A 16,070-nucleotide genomic window follows, 5' to 3' on the forward strand; every position below is an offset into this window, starting at 1 on the left:
GAACGTGACCAAGTGCTCGCAAGCCATCCCCTCCCCGCCCCACCACCACCCTCAGCCGAGAAGCTTCGCTTCACTGTGTCTTCTATGGTGGTGGACATGCGCCGCCGACTCATCGCCCTGGCTGTCTGCGCCGCGGTGGTGCTCGCCGCGGCGTGCGGCGGCGACGCCGTCACGGCGGCACCCCCGCCGCCACCGATGCACCCCGTGCCGGGCGCGTCGGGCGCCGGGGATCCCTATTACCCCGACGACGGCAATGGCGGTTACGACGCGCTCGGCTACCAGGTCGACGTGAAGTACGACCCGCCGAGCGGCCACCTCGACGGCGACACGACGGTGACCGCGAAGGCCACCGAGGACCTGGGCTGGTTCGACCTCGACCTGCGCGGGCTGACCGTGCGCAGCGTCGAGGTCGACGGCAAGCCGGCGACGTTCCGCCGCGAGAAGGCGTTCGAACTGGTCGTCACGCCGCCGGCGCCGATCCGCGCCGGGACGACGTTCCGCACGCGGGTGCGCTACGGCGGCGACCCGGCGAAGACCCCGCACGAAGGCGGCAGCGAGAACGGCTGGCAGCACTCGGCCGACGGCGGGGCGTTCATGGTCGGCGAGCCGCACTCGGCGGCGTTCTGGTACCCGGTGAACGAGACCCCGCGCGACAAGGCGACCTTCACCCTCATCGCGCACGTCCCGGCGGGCTGGACGGTGATTTCGAACGGCCGCGAGGGACCGCCCGGCACCTGGACCGAGCCGAACCCGGTGGCGAGCTACCTGACGACGATCGCGATCGGCAAGTTCGGTGTCGACAGATCGACGTTGCCGGACGGCACCCCGGTGGTCTCGGCGTACGCGCCGGGCGCCGAGGGCCGCCGCGCGATCGGCGGCCGCCTGCCGGAGGTGCTGACCTTCCTGAGCAGCAAGTTCGGCCCGTACCCGCAGTCGGCGGCGGGCGGGATCTACCTGAACGAGAACGTCCCGTTCTCGCTCGAGACCCAGACGCGGCCCACGTACGCGAAGTGGGCCGACCTGCCGACGCTGGTGCACGAGAACGCCCACCAGTGGTTCGGCGACTCGGTCTCGGTGCGCAGCTGGTCCGACGTCTGCCTGAACGAGTGCTTCGCGTCGTACTCGCAGTGGCTGTGGGCCGAGCGCGAGGGCCAGAACCTGGACGACCGCTACCGCGCGGCCATCGAGATCACCCGCGGCAGCACGGACTTCTGGGCGCAGAAGCTGGTCGGCATGGGTCAGGGCCACGAGTTCGAGGGCGTCTACAACAAGGGCATCCTGGCGCTGCACGCGCTGCGCCGCGAAATCGGCGACCCGGCGTTCGCCCGCCTGCTGCGCGAGTGGCCCACCCGCTACCGCCACGGCAACGCGGACTGGGCCGGCTTCGAGGCGATGGCGACGCAGGTCAGCGGCAAGGACCTGCGCGAGTTCTTCGACACGTGGTTCCGCGGCACGAAGCTCCCCGCGGACGCCGACCTGTTCCCCGGCTCACTGCGCAGCTGAAGCCACCCCGCCGCCAACTAGGGTGGGAGGCATGAGTGTCGTGAAGATCAACGCGATCGAGGTTCCCGAGGGCGCCGGCCCCGAGCTGGAGAAGCGGTTCGCCGCGCGCATGCACTCCGTCGACGAGCAACCCGGCTTCCTGGGCTTCGAGCTGCTCCGGCCGGTTTCCGGCGAGACGCGCTACTTCGTCTACACGAAGTGGGAGACCGAGGAGCACTACCAGGCGTGGGCGAAGGGCGGCCCGGCCGCCGCGGCGCACGCCGGCGAGCGCGCCAAGCCGGTCTCCACCGGGGCGAACCTGCTGGAGTTCGAGGTCGTCCTCGGTTCCCAGCCGGGTGAGTGACGACGCCGCGAAGCTCCTGGACGGCGCCGGCGCGCTGCTGATCTGCGCCGGCGCCGGCATGGGCGTCGACTCCGGGCTGCCGGACTTCCGCGGCGGCGAAGGGTTCTGGCGCGCGTACCCGCCGTACGCCCGGCTGGGGCTGCGGTTCGAGGAGCTCGCCGACCCGCGGCACTTCGCCGAGGATCCCGAGCTGGCCTGGGGTTTCTACGGGCACCGGCTTTCGCTGTACCGCAGGACCGTGCCGCACGACGGTTTCCGGCTGCTGCTGGAGTTCGGCTCGCGGCTGCCGCACGGCGTGCGCGTGTTCACGTCCAATGTGGACGGCCAGTTCCAGGCGGCGGGCTTCGGGTCCGTCGCCGAGGCCCACGGCTCGATCCACCACCTGCAGTGCCTCGCCGGGTGCACCGCCGGCATCTGGCCGGCGGACGCCGAAGTCGTGGTCGACGAGGACACCGTGCGCGCGGTGCCACCGCTGCCGTCGTGCCCCCGCTGCGGCGGCCTCGCCCGCCCCAACATCCTGATGTTCGGCGACTCCTCGTGGGTCCCGGACCGCAGCCAGGCCCAGCTGGACGAGCTGACGGCGTGGCGCCGGACCGCCCGTGACCTGGTCGTGGTGGAGCTGGGCGCGGGCCAGGCGGTGCCGACGGTCCGCCGCTACGCGGAACTGGCGAGCGCGGCGACGGGCGCGTTGATCCGCATCAACCCGCGCGAACCGCAGATCCGCCACGGCCGCGGCGTCTCCATCGCGGCCGGTGCGCTGGAAACGCTCAAGCGGCTCCTGCCGCGCTGATCACGGCAGGCGGACCTCGGCGAACACCGCCCGGTGATCGCTGCCCGGGACGTCGAACACGCCGTAGTCCAGCACCGCCGCGCGGTTGTCCACCGCCACGTGGTCGATCGTCACCACCGGCAGCGACGACGGCCACGTCGGGATCAGTCCCGCGCCGCGTTCCTCGCCCGCGTCGCGGTAGCCGCGGGCCAGGATCGTGCGGTAGGCCGCGTGGTCCAGCGTCGCGTTGAAGTCGCCGGCCAGGATGCGCAGGCCGTGCTCGCCCGCCGGCTGCGAGAGGTCCTTGAGCTCGTGCTCCCACTGCGGTGTGTCGACGTCCGGGGAGATCGGGTGGACGGCCACGATCTCGGCCACCACGCCGTCGCCGAGGTCGGCCTCCGCGCCCGGCTGCTTGGCCGCCGAGTCGCCGGTCAGGTTGACCTCCTTCAGCGGGAAGCGCGAGACGATCCCCGAGCCGAACGCGCCCGGCGCCGGGTGCAGCACCCGGTACGGCAGCGTCTCGAACAGCCCGGCCGCGGTGAGCCCGTCGACCACGCGCGGGGTCATCTCGACCAGGTTCAGCACGTCGATCCGCTGCGTGCGCACCAGGTCGACGACGGCTTTCGGGTCCGCCTGGCCGTAGAGCAGGTTCGACGAAAGCACCCGCAGGGCCTTGCCGTGCAGGTCGCGCTGCTCGCTCACCGACGTCCGCGGGAGGACGAGCAGGCCCAGCGCGAGCGCCAGCACCAGCGCGACCCCGCCGGTCCACCACCGCCGCAACGCCAGCGCGAGGCCGCCGAGGAGCACGCCCGCGGCGGCCGCGTACGGCGTCAGTGACAGCGCGATGAGCGTGTACCAGCCGCCGTCGTACCCGACCAGGCGCAGGGCCGCCAGCACCGCCAGCGGCACCACCAGCACCGCGACCAGGCCCGTGACCAGCGGTTTCTTCCGCCGCAACCGCGTCCGTTCCGCAACCACCATGCTGCCGAGTATGCCGAGGACGGCGCCGGGCGGCCTGCGCTGCGGCAACTCCTCCACAAGATCTCCACCAGCGCCTGCCAGCCGCTGCCAGCGCGCTGTGCGCGGGCTACCAGCGCGGCCGTCCAGAGTGGGCTCCGACAGCGACGGTGAAGGAGGACGCCCATGTCGCACGCAATCCAAGCCGAAGGCCTGGTCAAGCGGTTCGGGGAGACGAAGGCGCTGGACGGGGTGGACCTCGAAGTCCCGTTCGGGCAGGTCGTGGGGGTGCTCGGGCCGAACGGCGCCGGCAAGACGACCGCCGTCCGGATCCTGGCGACCCTGATGAAACCGGACGCCGGCCGAGCCACGGTCGGCGGCTACGACGTGGTCGCCGACCCGGTCCGGGTCCGCAGCATGATCGGGCTGACCGGGCAGTACGCGTCGGTGGACGAGGACCTGAACGGCATCGAGAACCTCGTCCTGATCGGCCGGTTGTACGGCTACTCGCGCGCCGACTCGAAAGCCCGCGCCACCGAGCTGATCGACCGGTTCGAGCTGACCAAGGCGGCCAAGCGGCCGATCCGCACCTACTCGGGCGGCATGCGGCGGCGGCTGGACCTGGCGGCCAGCCTCGTCGGCCGGCCCGAGGTGCTCTACCTCGACGAGCCGACCACCGGCCTCGACCCGCACGCCCGCAACGAGGTCTGGGACGTCGTCCGCGGCCTCGTCGCCGAGGGCGCCACGGTGCTGCTGACCACGCAGTACCTGGAGGAGGCCGACCAGCTCGCCGACAAGATCACCGTGTTCGACCACGGCCGGGTCGTCGCCGACGGCCGGGCCGACGAGCTCAAGCGCCGCGTCGGCGGGCAGACGCTGCAGGTCCGCCCGACCCAGCTGTCCGACATGGACGCCGCCGGCCGGATCCTCGGTGACCTCTCCGGCGTCCGGCCGACCCGCGACGACGCGACCGGCCTGCTCACCGCGCCGGTCAACGACCCGGTGCTGCTGTCCACCCTGGTCCGCAAGCTGGACGAGGCCGGGATCACCGCGGACGAGCTGGCGCTGCGGCTGCCCAGCCTCGACGAGGTGTTCCTCGCCCTGACCGGCCACACCGCCGAACCGTCCGTTGAGGACAAGACCCTCGAAGGGAGCCTGGCATGACGACGCTGGCCCTCGACCGCCCGGCCCCGCCGCGGCACATCAGCCCCGGCAAGGGCCTCCAGCACGCGCTTTCGCTGGCCTGGCGCGGCATCCTGAAGATCCGCAAGAACCCCGAGCAGCTCGCCGACGTCACGCTGATGCCGATCGTCTTCCTGGTGATCTTCGTCTACCTGTTCGGCGGCGCGCTGTCCGGCTCGACCGACGCCTACCTGCAGATGGTCGTGCCCGGCATCATCGTGATGAACATCCTGCAGGCCTGCCTGACCGTCGGCGTGCAGCTCAACACCGACGTCACCAAGGGCGTGTTCGACCGGTTCCGCAGCATGCCGATCGCCCGCTCGGCGCCGCTGATCGGCGCGGTGCTCGCCGACGTCGTCCGGTACGTCGTTTGCCTGACCGTGCTGATGGTCGTGGCGACGATCATGGGCTACCGGATCGCGACCAGCCCCGGCGAGTTCGCGGTGGCGATCCTGCTCGCGCTGGCGTTCGGGCTGAGCTTCTGCTGGGGTTCGGTGTTCGTCGGCATGCTGATGAAGACGCCGGGCTCGGCGCAGGCGCTGATGTTCGTGTTCATCATGCCGCTGACGTTCGGCAGCAACGTGTTCGTGCAGACGTCCACCATGCCGGGCTGGCTGCGGGCGTGGGCGGACATCAGCCCGGTCAGCCTGATGGCGAACGCCCTGCGCGGCCTGATGAACGGCGGCGCGGTGGCCGGCCCGCTGACCGGGGCACTGGCCTGGATGGCCGGCGCCGTCGTCGTGTTCTTCCCGCTGGCCACCTGGGCCTACCGTCGGCGGGTCTGAGAAGGCGCACACACGGGGGTGAGTAGCGCCAGGGGAAACCGGAGGGGACGGCCGCGGGGGCGGCCGTCCCCTCCGGCGTGCGCTAGCCCAGCTCGGCCAGCAGCCAGCCGATGACGTCCTTTTTGGACTGGCTGCGGACCCCACCGTGGATGGCGTCGTAGTCCGGCAGCACCGTGCGGAGCTCGGCGATGAGTGCCCGGACCTCGGGGCTGCCGAGGTCGAGCCGCCCGCGCACGACGGCCGACGCGGCGAGGACCCGCGCTGCCCGCTCGTACCGGCCCTGCCGCGCGCGGATCATCGCGAGCAGTTCCACCGCGCCCGCCATGTCCGGCATGTCCCCGCGCTGGTTCGTCGCGCGGATGGACAGGGCGATGTGCGGTTCCGCCTCGTCGGGGCGGTCCTGGGCCAGCAGGATCCGCGCCTCGAAGGCGTGGATCCACTCGTCGCCGATCCCGCCGGGGAACCAGTCTTCGCCGCCGAGCGTGGCGACCCGGTCGAGCAGCGCCCGCGCTTCGGCCACCTCGCCCGTGCGCAGCAGCAGCTCGAGCCGGCCGAACATCAGGACGGCGCGCTGCTGCGGGTTCGTGATCTCCCGGCCGTAGCGCTCGGCCGCCTCCTGATCGCGCCAGGCTCCGGCGAAGTCCCCGGCCCGCGCCCGCTCCACGGCCAGCCGCCACCAGTGCTGCACGGCGTCCTCGTGCGAGCGCAGCTCCATCGACAGCGCCAGGCCCCGCTGGTAGGTCTCGATCGCCTTCGCACTCTCGCCGTCCTGGGACAACGCGAAACCCTTGAAGCTCAGCGTCATCGCGATGCCCCAGCGGTCGCCGACCGCCTCGAACCCGGCGTGGGCCAGGTCGCGCGCCCGGTCCGCGCCCTCGACGTCACCGGCGTCGTCGAGCAGGAAGCTGTCCACCCAGTACCCGCCCGCGCGGGTCCACGGATCGGCGTACTGCTGGGCGCGGCGCACCTCCCGGACCGCGACTTCGCGGTCGCCGCCCAGGAAGGCCAGCATCGGCAGCGCCACCGCGAGGCCGGGGTAGCGGTCCACCGCACCGGTGCGGACGCAGTCGTCGACCAGCGCCACGATCTCGGTCCGCTCCGAGCGCACCGGGATCTCGTCCATGAGGTAGACGAGCGCCCGGTAGGCGGCCGAGACCGGCTCGGGCAGGCGATCACCGAACGCCAGGGTGTCGCGGATCAGGCTGCCGACCCGGCCGCCCTGGCCCAGGATCGTGAAGTACCAGAACATCCCGTCCAGCAACGCGACCGAGTTGTCCACATCGGACATCTCGATCGCGCCGCGCAGGGCCGCGATCATGTTCGCGTTCTCGGCCTCGAACGCGTCGATCGCGGCGAGCTGGTCGGCGGTCCGCAGCGTCGGCTCCAGCCGCTGGGCGAACTCGGCGTAGTAGGCCGCCACGACCCGGCGGGTCCGGTCGTGCTCGCCCGACTCCACCAGGCGCTCGGTCGCGTACGCGCGCAGCGTCTCGAGCATCCGGTACCGCGGCTCGCCGGCCCCGGCGTCCACCCTGTCCACTATGGACTTTTCGACGAGGCTGCCGAGCACGTACGGCACGTCCGCGGCGGGCAGCCGCTCATCGGCGCAGACGGCCTCGATCGCGCCGAGCTCGGCGCCGCCGGCGAACACCGCGAACCGCCGGGCCAGCACCAGCTCCGGCTCGGTCAGCAGCTCCCAGCTCCACTCGACGACCGCGCGCAGCGTCCGCTGCCGCGGCAGCGCCGTCCGGCTGCCCGAGGTGAGCAGCCGGAACCGGTCGCCGAGGCGGGCGGCGATCTGGGCCACGGTCATCGAGCGCAGCCGCGCCGCGGCCAGCTCCAGCGCCAGCGGCATCCCGTCGAGGCGGCGGCAGATCTCCCCGACGTGGTCCACAGTGGACTCGTCGAGCACGAAGTCGGGCCGCACCGCGGCGGCCCGGTCGAGGAACAGCCGGGTCGAGTCGAGTTCGGCGGCCTCCGCGGGCGCGGCGCGTTCCGCGGGCACCGGCAACGGCCCCAGCGGGCACAGCGCCTCACCGGTGATGGCCAGCGGCTCACGGCTGGTGGCCAGTACCCGCAGCTTCGGCGCCCGCTGCAGCAGTTCGTCGGCCAGCCGGGCGGCGGCGTCGACGACGTGCTCGCAGTTGTCCAGCACCAGCAGCGCTTCCTCGCCGCCGAGCACCTCGACCGCCTGTTCCACCGGGTCCGGCTGACGGCGGTTGATTTCGGTCTCCGTGCGGATCTCCCGGACCTCGAGCGCGCCGAGCAACGCCCCGGGGACGTCGTCGGGGTCGCGAACGCCGGCGAGCGCGGCGAACCAGACCCGGCCCCGCTGGTGCGCGGGGTGCCGTGACGCCGCTTCGGTGGCCAGCCGGGTCTTGCCCGCCCCGCCCGGCCCGGCCAGGGTGACCAGCCGGGCGCCGGCGAGCAGCTCGGCCAGCAGCTTGAGCTCGTCGTCGCGGCCGACGAACGTGGTCAGCCGGGTCGGCAGCCGGTCGGTCACCGGGGACGGCGGCGCGAACTCGCCGCGCAGCGCGGCGACGTGGATCTCCTGCAGCTCGGCCGAGGGGTCGACGCCGAGCTGGTCGGCCAGGGTGCGGCGGAGCTCGCTGTAGACGGCCAGCGCTTCCGACTGCCGCCCGGCCGCGCACAGCGCGCGGATCCGCAGCCCGGCGAGCCGTTCGCGCAGCGGGTCGGCGTCGGCTGCCGCGGCCAGGTCGGCCAGCACGCCGGCGGGCCGGCCCAGCCGGATCAGGGCCTCGAACCGGTCCTCGGCCGCCTCGGTCCGCAGCTCGGTGAGGCGCCGGGCCGGCGCCGCCGCGAACGGCGCGTCCAGGACGTCGGCGAGCGCCGCGCCCTGCCACAGCGCGAGGGCCTCGGTGAGCAGGTCGGCGGCGTGGGCGTCCCGGCCCGCGGCCAGTTCCCGGCGGCCCTCGGCGGCGAGCCGTTCGAACCGCTCGGCGTCGACGTCGGCGGCCGCCACCGCGAGCCGGTAGCCCCCCGGGCCGGATTCGACGGCCACCGGCAGCACCTTCCGCAGCCGGGAGACCAGCGACTGCAAGGCGTTGGCCGCGTCGGACGGCGGCCCGGCGCCCCACAGACCGTCGACGAGGACGTCGGCGGGAACCGCGCGCCCGGCGTCCAGGGCGAGCCGGGCCAGGAGCATGCGGAGGCGGGCGCCGCCGATGTCGATCGGCGTGCCGTCGTCTTCCGCCGCCCGCAGCGGGCCCAGCAGCGCAACGCGCATGCGTCCAGCTTTCCAGACGCACGCCGGTCGCCGGGGCGGGCCGACGTAAGTGCTGATTATCCGGACAAACAAGACGAGACCGGCAGGGTCACCCGTTCGTGGCGATACGTTGCCGACGAGGTCCACCCGATTACGGACAGGAGCGTTCATGAGGGGACAGAAACCGGTCGTGGTGGCGGCCGCCGTGGTCGCCAGTCTCTGCCTCGGCGCCGGCGCCGCCGCGGCCGGTGACGGCTGGGGCCCGGCCAAGCCCGGCAGCGACGGCGCGGGCGACAGCTACTACCCGCAGGACGGCAACGGCGGCTACGACGTCGCCGACTACAACCTCAAGGTCGGCTACGACCCGGCGTCGCACCAGCTCACCGGCGTCCAGGACATCTCCGCCCGTGCGACGCAGTCGTTGAGCTCGTTCGACCTCGACCTGCACGGCCTGACCGTCGACTCGGTGCAGGTCGACGGCCGGGACGCGGGGTTCAGCCGGACCGGGGACCACGAACTCGTCGTCACGCCGTCGCGGCCGCTGTGGCGCGGCCGCAACTTCCACGTCAAGATCGCCTACCACGGCGTGCCCGTGCCGATCAGCGACCCGTCGCTCGGCGACAACGGCTGGCAGTACGCCCGGGCGGGCGGCGCGTTCGTCGCCGGCGAGCCGAAGTCGGCGACCACCTGGTACCCGGTCAACGACACCCCGCTCGACAAGGCCACGTTCCACCTGGCCATCACCGTGCCCGACGAGTGGGGCGTGATCGCCAACGGCCGCGAGCGCGGCTCGGCCAAGGCACCGGGCGGCACCACGCACTTCTGGGCCGAAGAGACGCCGATCGTGCCGTACATGACGACGGTGGCGATCGACAAGTGGACCTTCGACCGGCAGCAGCGCAAGGACGGCACCCCCGTCGTCAGCGCGTACGCCCCGGGCACGCCGGACTCGACGAAACAGGCCGAAGGGCGGCTGCCGGAGATCCTCGACTTCCTGGAGTCGAAGTTCGGCCCGTACCCGATCGACGCGGCGGGCGGCATCTTCCTCAACGAGGAGATCGGCTTCTCGCTGGAGACGATGAGCCGCCCGATCTACTCCGCGGGCTGGGCCGGCACGGTCCCGACGATCGTCCACGAGAACGCCCACCAGTGGTACGGCGACTCGGTGGCGGTCGCGCACTGGCGTGACGTCTGCCTCAACGAGTGCTTCGCCTCCTACGCCGAGTGGCTCTGGGACGAGGCCAAGGAAGGCGTCGACCTGGACAAGCAGTACGCGGCCGACGTCAAGACCGCCCCGGCGCGGCTCTGGGACGGCAAGCTCTACGACATGGGCGCGGGCAACGAGTTCACGTACGTGTACTCGAAGGGCCCGCTGATGCTGCACGCGCTGCGCCACTACATCGGGCAGCCGGCGTTCGACTTCGTGCTGAAGACGTGGCCGTCGCTGCACCGGGGCGGCAACGCGAGCATGCCGGAGTTCCAGCGCTTCACCGAACTCGTCGCGCACCGGAGCCTGAAGGGCTTCTTCGACGCCTGGGTGTACGGCACCGGCAAGCCGGCCGACCAGTACCTCTTCCCCGGCGGTCTGAAGCCCGCCGCCTGAGCGCGGTCGTCGAGGCCACCCTGCGGACGTAGGGTGGCCTCGACGCATTCCGCATCGGGAGGGTGCATGACGCAGGTGCTCATGACGGGGTTCGCGCCCTTCGGCGGCGAGGCGGTGAACCCGTCGTGGCAGGCGGTTTCGCGGGTGGCCGCGCGCCGGGACGACGTCGCGGCGGTGGAGCTGCCGTGCGAGTTCGAGGCGTCACTGCCCGCGCTGCGACGGGCGATCGAGGAGCACCGGCCGTCCCTGGTGGTCTGCACCGGCCAGGCGGGCGGCCGGGCCGGCGTGACACCGGAGCGGGTGGCGATCAACCTGGTCGACGCCCGCATCCCGGACAACGCGGGCGCGCAACCGGTCGACGTCCCGGTGGTCCCGCACGGCCCGGCGGCCTACTTCACGACGCTGCCGGTGAAGGCGGCGGTGGCGGCGATCCGCGCGGCGGGCGTCCCGGCGTCGGTGTCCCACACGGCCGGAACGTACGTGTGCAACCAGGTCTTCTACGGCTTGATGCACCTGCTGGCCACGGAGTTCCCCGACGTGCGCGGCGGTTTCGTGCACGTCCCGTTCAGCACGGAACAGGTCGCGGCGGCGGGCCAGGCGGAGCCGTCGTTGAGCGTGGCCAGCATCGCCGACGCCCTGGAAACGCTGGCGGACACGGCGTTGCGGGTCACCGAGGACTTGGCGGTCACCGCAGGCGCGGAGCATTGACCACGCAGCGGAGTGACCCACGGGTACTCGCCGCCGTGGGGACGCTGGGCGCGCTCATCGGCGCCGGCGCCGGCGCTTTCTGGGTCGCCATGGGCGGCCGCTACGACCGGGTGTGCGATGGCGGCGAAGAAACGTGCGGTCTCGGCGTGGTGCTCCTCGGCCTGATCGTCTTCTTCGCGACCGCCGCCGGATCGGCGCTGCTCACGCTGCTCGCGGCGAAGATGACCCGGATGTCGCCGAAAGCGCCGATCGTGCTGACCGCACTGCTGGCCCCCGCAGCGCTGGTGATCGTCTACAACGTCAGCGGGGCCATCGGCGCCTTCCGGATCCTGCTGCTGGCCGCCGTCTCCGCATTCCTGCACGTTCTCGTGGACACGGTCGCCCGGATCCGCGTCCGCTGACCGCCGCGGACGACGACCGGTACGGCCGCGGCGTGCGGCTCGACCGGGCCCGGTGAGTCAGGCCGGCTTGATCTCGCGGGTGAACCCCGCAACCAGCTCCTCGAGGCCGGTGGGGTCCTCCGTGAGGTAGATCGCGGCCACCCGGCGCTCGTGCACGCCGAAGAGCACGATCGACGACTTCCGGTCGGCGGTGGCGAGGTACTCGCCGTGCAGCCCGCCGCCGTCCCAGGTGCCGCGGCCGACGGCGCTGCCCGGGGGCGTCAGCTTCGTGTTCGCCTCGATGTATTCGGTGGTCAAGCCCTGGAAGTAGCGGACGCTGCCGCCCGTGAAGTTGCAGACGACCGAGAGCTGGGCGCCCAGCAGCTGGGCGAAGTGGTCGTTTTCCTTGCACGTGCCCCGGTCCGCGACCGGCCCGGCCAGTGCGCGCAGGCACGGGGTGAACCCGGCCCGGTCGCGCTGCGCCGTCTGCGTGCAGTCCGCGGCGGCCTGCGCGGCCTGGTCGCGGATGACGTACACGACGACGGTGGCCACGACCGCGGCGACCAAGAGCACGGCGAGCGCGAGGAACCACGGCTTGGGTTTCCGGCGCGGTTCCGCCGGCGGCGGAGCTTGCTGCCACGGCTGCGGCCGTGGCGGCGCCACCGGCGGCCGCACGGGCGCGAAGGCGGGCACGGTCAGGTCGGAGGCGCCGAGCGGCACCTGCTGGAGCCCGAACGCCACAGCCGTCTCGGGCTGGTCCTGCGTGGTCGGCGTGACGCCGAGCTGGCGTTCGAGCAGGGCGGCCAGCAGCGGCATCCGGCTCGGCCCGCCGACGAGGTAGACGCCGCCGAGCTGCGCGGGGGTCAGCCCGGCGCGCGCGATCGTGGCGGCGAGCAGTTCGGCGCTGCGCAGCAGGCTGGGCACGAGGGCCTCGAGTTCGTCCCGGCTGACCAGGACGTCCCCGAACGGCTCGGGCATCGGCACGTGGGTCTGCGCGTGCCGGGAGAGGCTTTCCTTGGCGTCGCGGACGTCCTGCAGCAGCGCCCGCCGCGTCCGGCGGTCGGCGGTGGTCTGCGGGCGCAGGAGGCGCTGCCACTGCGCCGGGTCGGCGTGCGAGACCGAGCGGCCGATGTGGACGAGCAGGGCCTGGTCGATGTCGAGGCTGCCGAGGTCGGGCAGCCCGTCCTCGGCGAGCACGGTGAACCCCTGCCCGGTGACCCCGACGACGGCGCAGTCGAAGGTGCCGGCCCCGAGGTCGTAGACGCCGATGGGACCGTGGTCCCGGCTCCGGAGGCCGGCGTAGTGCGCGGCGGCGGCGACCGGCTCGGGGATGAGCCGGACGTCGACGAGCCGTGCCTTCGCAGCGGCGTCCCGGAGGACGCCTTGCCGGGCGGCACCCCAGCCGCCGGGGTGCGCGATCCGCGTCTGCGCGGGCGGGCGGCCCAGCTGCCGTTCGGCCTCCTCACCGACTCGGCGCAGGACGGCGGCGAAGGCGTCTTCGATGCCGACCTCGGTGTCCCCGAGCCTGAGCACGCCCTCGTCGATCCGCCGCTTGGGGCTGGGTTCGAACCGGCTGGGGTCCAGCCGCGCCCGCCGTTCGGCGTCCTGCCCGACGACGAGCAGCCCGTCGTCGTTGGCGAAGACGGCGGACGACATCGTGACGGACCCGTCGACCTCGACCGCCCGCGCCCCACGCCCGCCGGCGGAAAGGACGGCGACGGTGCTGGACGTCCCGAAGTCGATCGACAGCACGTCCACGCGGATTCCCCTCCCAAGGTCCGCGGGCATCGTCTCACGGCCCCGGAACGCCGGAAGGGCGGCTCCCGCTCGGGGAACCGCCCTCCTGGCGCACTACTCGACGATCACTCGCCTTCGGCTTCGCCGCCCTGCTCCTCGTGGCCGGCGCCGATGCTGACCGGCGGGGCGTCCGGGATCGACGACGGACGGCGCTCGCCGCGGAAGGTGAACCGCGCCTGGTCGTCCTTGTCCTCCGGGTTGCCGCTCCAGCCTTCGACGTCGACCAGGATGATCTGGCCGGGCTCGACCTCGCCGAAGAGGATCTTCTCCGACAGCTGGTCTTCGATCTCGCGCTGGATCGTGCGACGCAGCGGCCGCGCGCCCAGCACCGGGTCGAAGCCGCGCTTGGCCAGCAGCGACTTGGCCTTCGCCGTCAGCTCCAGCTCCATGTCCTTGGCCTTGAGCTGGGTCTCCACGCGCCCGATCATCAGGTCGACCATCATGATGATCTGTTCCTGCGTGAGCTGGTGGAACACGATGATGTCATCGATCCGGTTCAGGAACTCCGGGCGGAAATGCTTCTTCATTTCCTCGTTGACCTTCTGCTTCATCTTCTCGTACCGGGTGCCGGTGTCGTTGGACCCGGCGAACCCGAGCGAGACGGACTTCGAGATGTCCGAGGTGCCCAGGTTGGACGTGAAGATGAGGACCGTGTTCTTGAAGTCGACCGTGCGGCCCTGACCGTCGGTCAGGCGGCCGTCCTCCAGCACCTGCAGGAGCGTGTTGTAGATCTCCTGGTGCGCCTTCTCGATCTCGTCGAACAGGACCACCGAGAACGGCTTGCGACGCACCTTCTCCGTCAGCTGGCCGCCCTCTTCGTAGCCGACGTAGCCCGGAGGGGCACCGAAGAGCCGCGAAGCGGTGTAGCGGTCGTGGAACTCACCCATGTCGATCTGGATGAGCGCGTCGTCCTCGCCGAACAGGAACGAGGCCAGCGCCTTGGACAGCTCGGTCTTACCGACACCGGACGGGCCGGCGAAGATGAACGAGCCCGACGGGCGCTTCGGGTCCTTCAGACCGGCACGCGTACGGCGGATCGCCTGCGAGACGGCCTTGACCGCGTCCTCCTGGCCGATGATGCGCTTGTGGAGCTCGTCCTCCATGCGCAGCAGCCGGGTGGTCTCCTCCTCGGTCAGCTTGAACACCGGGATGCCGGTCCAGTTGGCCAGCACCTCCGCGATCTGCTCGTCGTCGACCTCGGCGACGACGTCGAGGTCGCCGTCCTTCCACTGCTTCTCCCGCTCGCCCTTCTGGCCGAGGAGGGTCTTCTCCTCGTCACGCAGGCGGGCGGCCCGCTCGAAGTCCTGCGCGTCGATCGCGGACTCCTTGTCGCGGCGGACGTTCGCGATCTTCTCGTCGAACTCGCGCAGGTCCGGCGGCGCGGTCATCCGGCGGATGCGCATCCGGGCGCCGGCCTCGTCGATCAGGTCGATCGCCTTGTCCGGGAGGAACCGGTCGTTGATGTACCGGTCCGCCAGGGTCGCGGCGGCGACCAGCGCCGAGTCGGTGATCGAGACGCGGTGGTGCGCCTCGTACCGGTCGCGCAGGCCCTTGAGGATCTCGATCGTGTGCTCCAGCGACGGCTCGCCGACCTGGATCGGCTGGAACCGGCGCTCGAGAGCGGCGTCCTTCTCGATGTACTTGCGGTACTCCTCGAGCGTGGTCGCACCGATCGTCTGCAGCTCACCGCGGGCGAGCATCGGCTTCAGGATCGAAGCCGCGTCGATCGCGCCCTCGGCGGCACCCGCCCCGACCAGCGTGTGCAGCTCGTCGATGAACAGGATGATGTCGCCGCGGGTCTTGATCTCCTTGAGCACCTTCTTCAGGCGCTCTTCGAAGTCACCGCGGTAGCGGCTGCCGGCGACCAGCGAGCCCAGGTCCAGCGTGTAGAGCTGCTTGTCCTTGAGCGTCTCGGGCACCTCGCCCTTGACGATGCTCTGCGCGAGGCCCTCGACGACGGCGGTCTTGCCGACGCCGGGCTCGCCGATGAGCACCGGGTTGTTCTTGGTCCGGCGGGACAGCACCTGCATGACCCGCTCGATCTCCTTGCCGCGCCCGATGACCGGGTCGAGCTTGCCCTCGCGGGCGAGCACGGTCATGTTGCGGCCGAACTGGTCCAGCACCAGCGACGACGACGGGGTGCCCTCACCGCGGCCGGAACCGGTTTCGGTGGACTCCTTGCCGCCCTGGTAGCCCGAGAGCAGCTGCAGCACCTGCTGGCGGACCCGGTTGAGGTCCGCTCCCAGCTTGACCAGGACCTGCGCGGCGACGCCCTCGCCCTCGCGGATCAGGCCGAGCAGGATGTGCTCGGTGCCGATGTAGTTGTGGCCGAGCTGCAGCGCTTCGCGCAGCGACAGCTCCAGCACCTTCTTGGCGCGCGGCGTGAACGGGATGTGCCCGCTCGGCGCCTGCTGGCCCTGGCCGATGATCTCCTCGACCTGCTGGCGCACGCCCTCCAGGGCGATGCCCAGCGACTCCAGCGCCTTGGCGGCGACACCCTCACCCTCGTGGATCAGACCCAGGAGGATGTGCTCGGTGCCGATGTAGTTGTGGTTGAGCATCCTGGCCTCTTCTTGAGCCAGGACGACCACCCGCCTCGCGCGGTCGGTGAACCTCTCAAACATGTGCACTCCCTCGACTGCTGCGCCGGCGGCCCGTTTCCATCGCGTGCTTTCACCGCGATGGATTCAGCACCGTGAGACCACTCTAGTAGCCAAGTCGTCGCGCTGGCGTACCACTACGGCTGTCGGCGGTCGTTTCCGCACCCGGACGTGGCATCTCCCGGGTGCTCCCATCATCAGGTTGCCCTGCACCTTTACG

The 16,070-nt window shown here is 72.0% G+C and carries 12 protein-coding genes; 8 read left to right on the top strand and 4 right to left on the bottom strand.

The genetic code is table 11. From position 1 onward, the window contains the following. The first annotated feature begins 96 nt into the window (after positions 1-96). Genes ACLJPY_RS29375 through ACLJPY_RS29385 form a run of 3 tightly spaced genes read left to right on the top strand, consistent with a single transcriptional unit; the run spans position 97 to position 2,636 of the window. The gene (locus tag ACLJPY_RS29375; protein ID WP_410593284.1) at positions 97-1,503 is read left to right on the top strand and encodes a M1 family metallopeptidase; all 1,407 of its coding nucleotides are present in this window, start codon (positions 97-99) and stop codon (positions 1,501-1,503) included. A 31-nt stretch (positions 1,504-1,534) separates the two neighbouring features. After that, a complete protein-coding gene (locus ACLJPY_RS29380) occupies positions 1,535-1,846 on the top strand; it encodes an antibiotic biosynthesis monooxygenase family protein (protein WP_285986939.1) in 312 nt (103 codons plus the stop codon). Then, positions 1,839-2,636, top strand: a complete 798-nt coding sequence (locus tag ACLJPY_RS29385) for an SIR2 family NAD-dependent protein deacylase (protein WP_410593286.1) — start codon at positions 1,839-1,841, stop codon at positions 2,634-2,636. Before ACLJPY_RS29380 ends, ACLJPY_RS29385 begins: the two co-directional genes overlap by 8 nt. Here ACLJPY_RS29385 and ACLJPY_RS29390 read toward each other — a convergent pair whose 3' ends face one another. Then, positions 2,637-3,596, bottom strand: a complete 960-nt coding sequence (locus tag ACLJPY_RS29390) for an endonuclease/exonuclease/phosphatase family protein (RefSeq protein ID WP_410593288.1) — start codon at positions 3,594-3,596, stop codon at positions 2,637-2,639. It lies immediately after the preceding gene. A gap of 162 nt (positions 3,597-3,758) precedes the next feature. Here ACLJPY_RS29390 and ACLJPY_RS29395 point away from each other — a divergent pair, with 162 nt between their 5' ends. Both ACLJPY_RS29395 and ACLJPY_RS29400 read left to right on the top strand, forming a co-directional pair. Next, entirely contained in the window at positions 3,759-4,736 is a 978-nt protein-coding gene (locus ACLJPY_RS29395) for an ATP-binding cassette domain-containing protein (RefSeq protein WP_410593290.1), read from the top strand. Continuing rightward, entirely contained in the window at positions 4,733-5,539 is an 807-nt protein-coding gene (locus tag ACLJPY_RS29400; RefSeq protein ID WP_410563919.1) for an ABC transporter permease, read from the top strand. The genes ACLJPY_RS29395 and ACLJPY_RS29400 overlap by 4 nt, the downstream gene beginning before the upstream one ends. Before the next feature lie 82 nt (positions 5,540-5,621). Here ACLJPY_RS29400 and ACLJPY_RS29405 read toward each other — a convergent pair whose 3' ends face one another. Next, the gene (locus tag ACLJPY_RS29405; protein ID WP_410593292.1) at positions 5,622-8,783 is read right to left on the bottom strand and encodes a BTAD domain-containing putative transcriptional regulator; all 3,162 of its coding nucleotides are present in this window, start codon (positions 8,781-8,783) and stop codon (positions 5,622-5,624) included. A gap of 148 nt (positions 8,784-8,931) precedes the next feature. On the opposite strand from ACLJPY_RS29405, the gene ACLJPY_RS29410 reads away from it, so the two are divergent. The 3 genes from ACLJPY_RS29410 (at position 8,932) to ACLJPY_RS29420 (ending at position 11,474) form a co-directional block, all read left to right on the top strand. Beyond that, entirely contained in the window at positions 8,932-10,365 is a 1,434-nt protein-coding gene (locus ACLJPY_RS29410) for a M1 family metallopeptidase (RefSeq protein ID WP_410593294.1), read from the top strand. A 66-nt stretch (positions 10,366-10,431) separates the two neighbouring features. Beyond that, positions 10,432-11,073 carry a pyroglutamyl-peptidase I gene (pcp, locus tag ACLJPY_RS29415; RefSeq protein ID WP_410593296.1) on the top strand — a complete coding sequence of 214 codons (642 nt, stop codon included), beginning with the start codon at positions 10,432-10,434 and terminating at the stop codon, positions 11,071-11,073. A gap of 35 nt (positions 11,074-11,108) precedes the next feature. Continuing rightward, on the top strand, positions 11,109-11,474 hold the full coding sequence (locus ACLJPY_RS29420; protein WP_410593298.1) for a hypothetical protein: 366 nt from the start codon (positions 11,109-11,111) through the stop codon (positions 11,472-11,474). A 57-nt stretch (positions 11,475-11,531) separates the two neighbouring features. Here ACLJPY_RS29420 and ACLJPY_RS29425 read toward each other — a convergent pair whose 3' ends face one another. Then, on the bottom strand, positions 11,532-13,211 hold the full coding sequence (locus tag ACLJPY_RS29425) for an Hsp70 family protein (RefSeq protein WP_410593300.1): 1,680 nt from the start codon (positions 13,209-13,211) through the stop codon (positions 11,532-11,534). Between the two features lie 104 nt (positions 13,212-13,315). Next, positions 13,316-15,874 (bottom strand): ATP-dependent Clp protease ATP-binding subunit, encoded by a 2,559-nt coding sequence (locus ACLJPY_RS29430; RefSeq protein WP_364278627.1) that lies wholly within the window; start codon positions 15,872-15,874, stop codon positions 13,316-13,318. Positions 15,875-16,070: the final 196 nt, after the last annotated feature.

It is taken from the genome of Amycolatopsis sp. lyj-23 (genome assembly GCF_046549135.1).
Taxonomy (GTDB): domain Bacteria; phylum Actinomycetota; class Actinomycetes; order Mycobacteriales; family Pseudonocardiaceae; genus Amycolatopsis.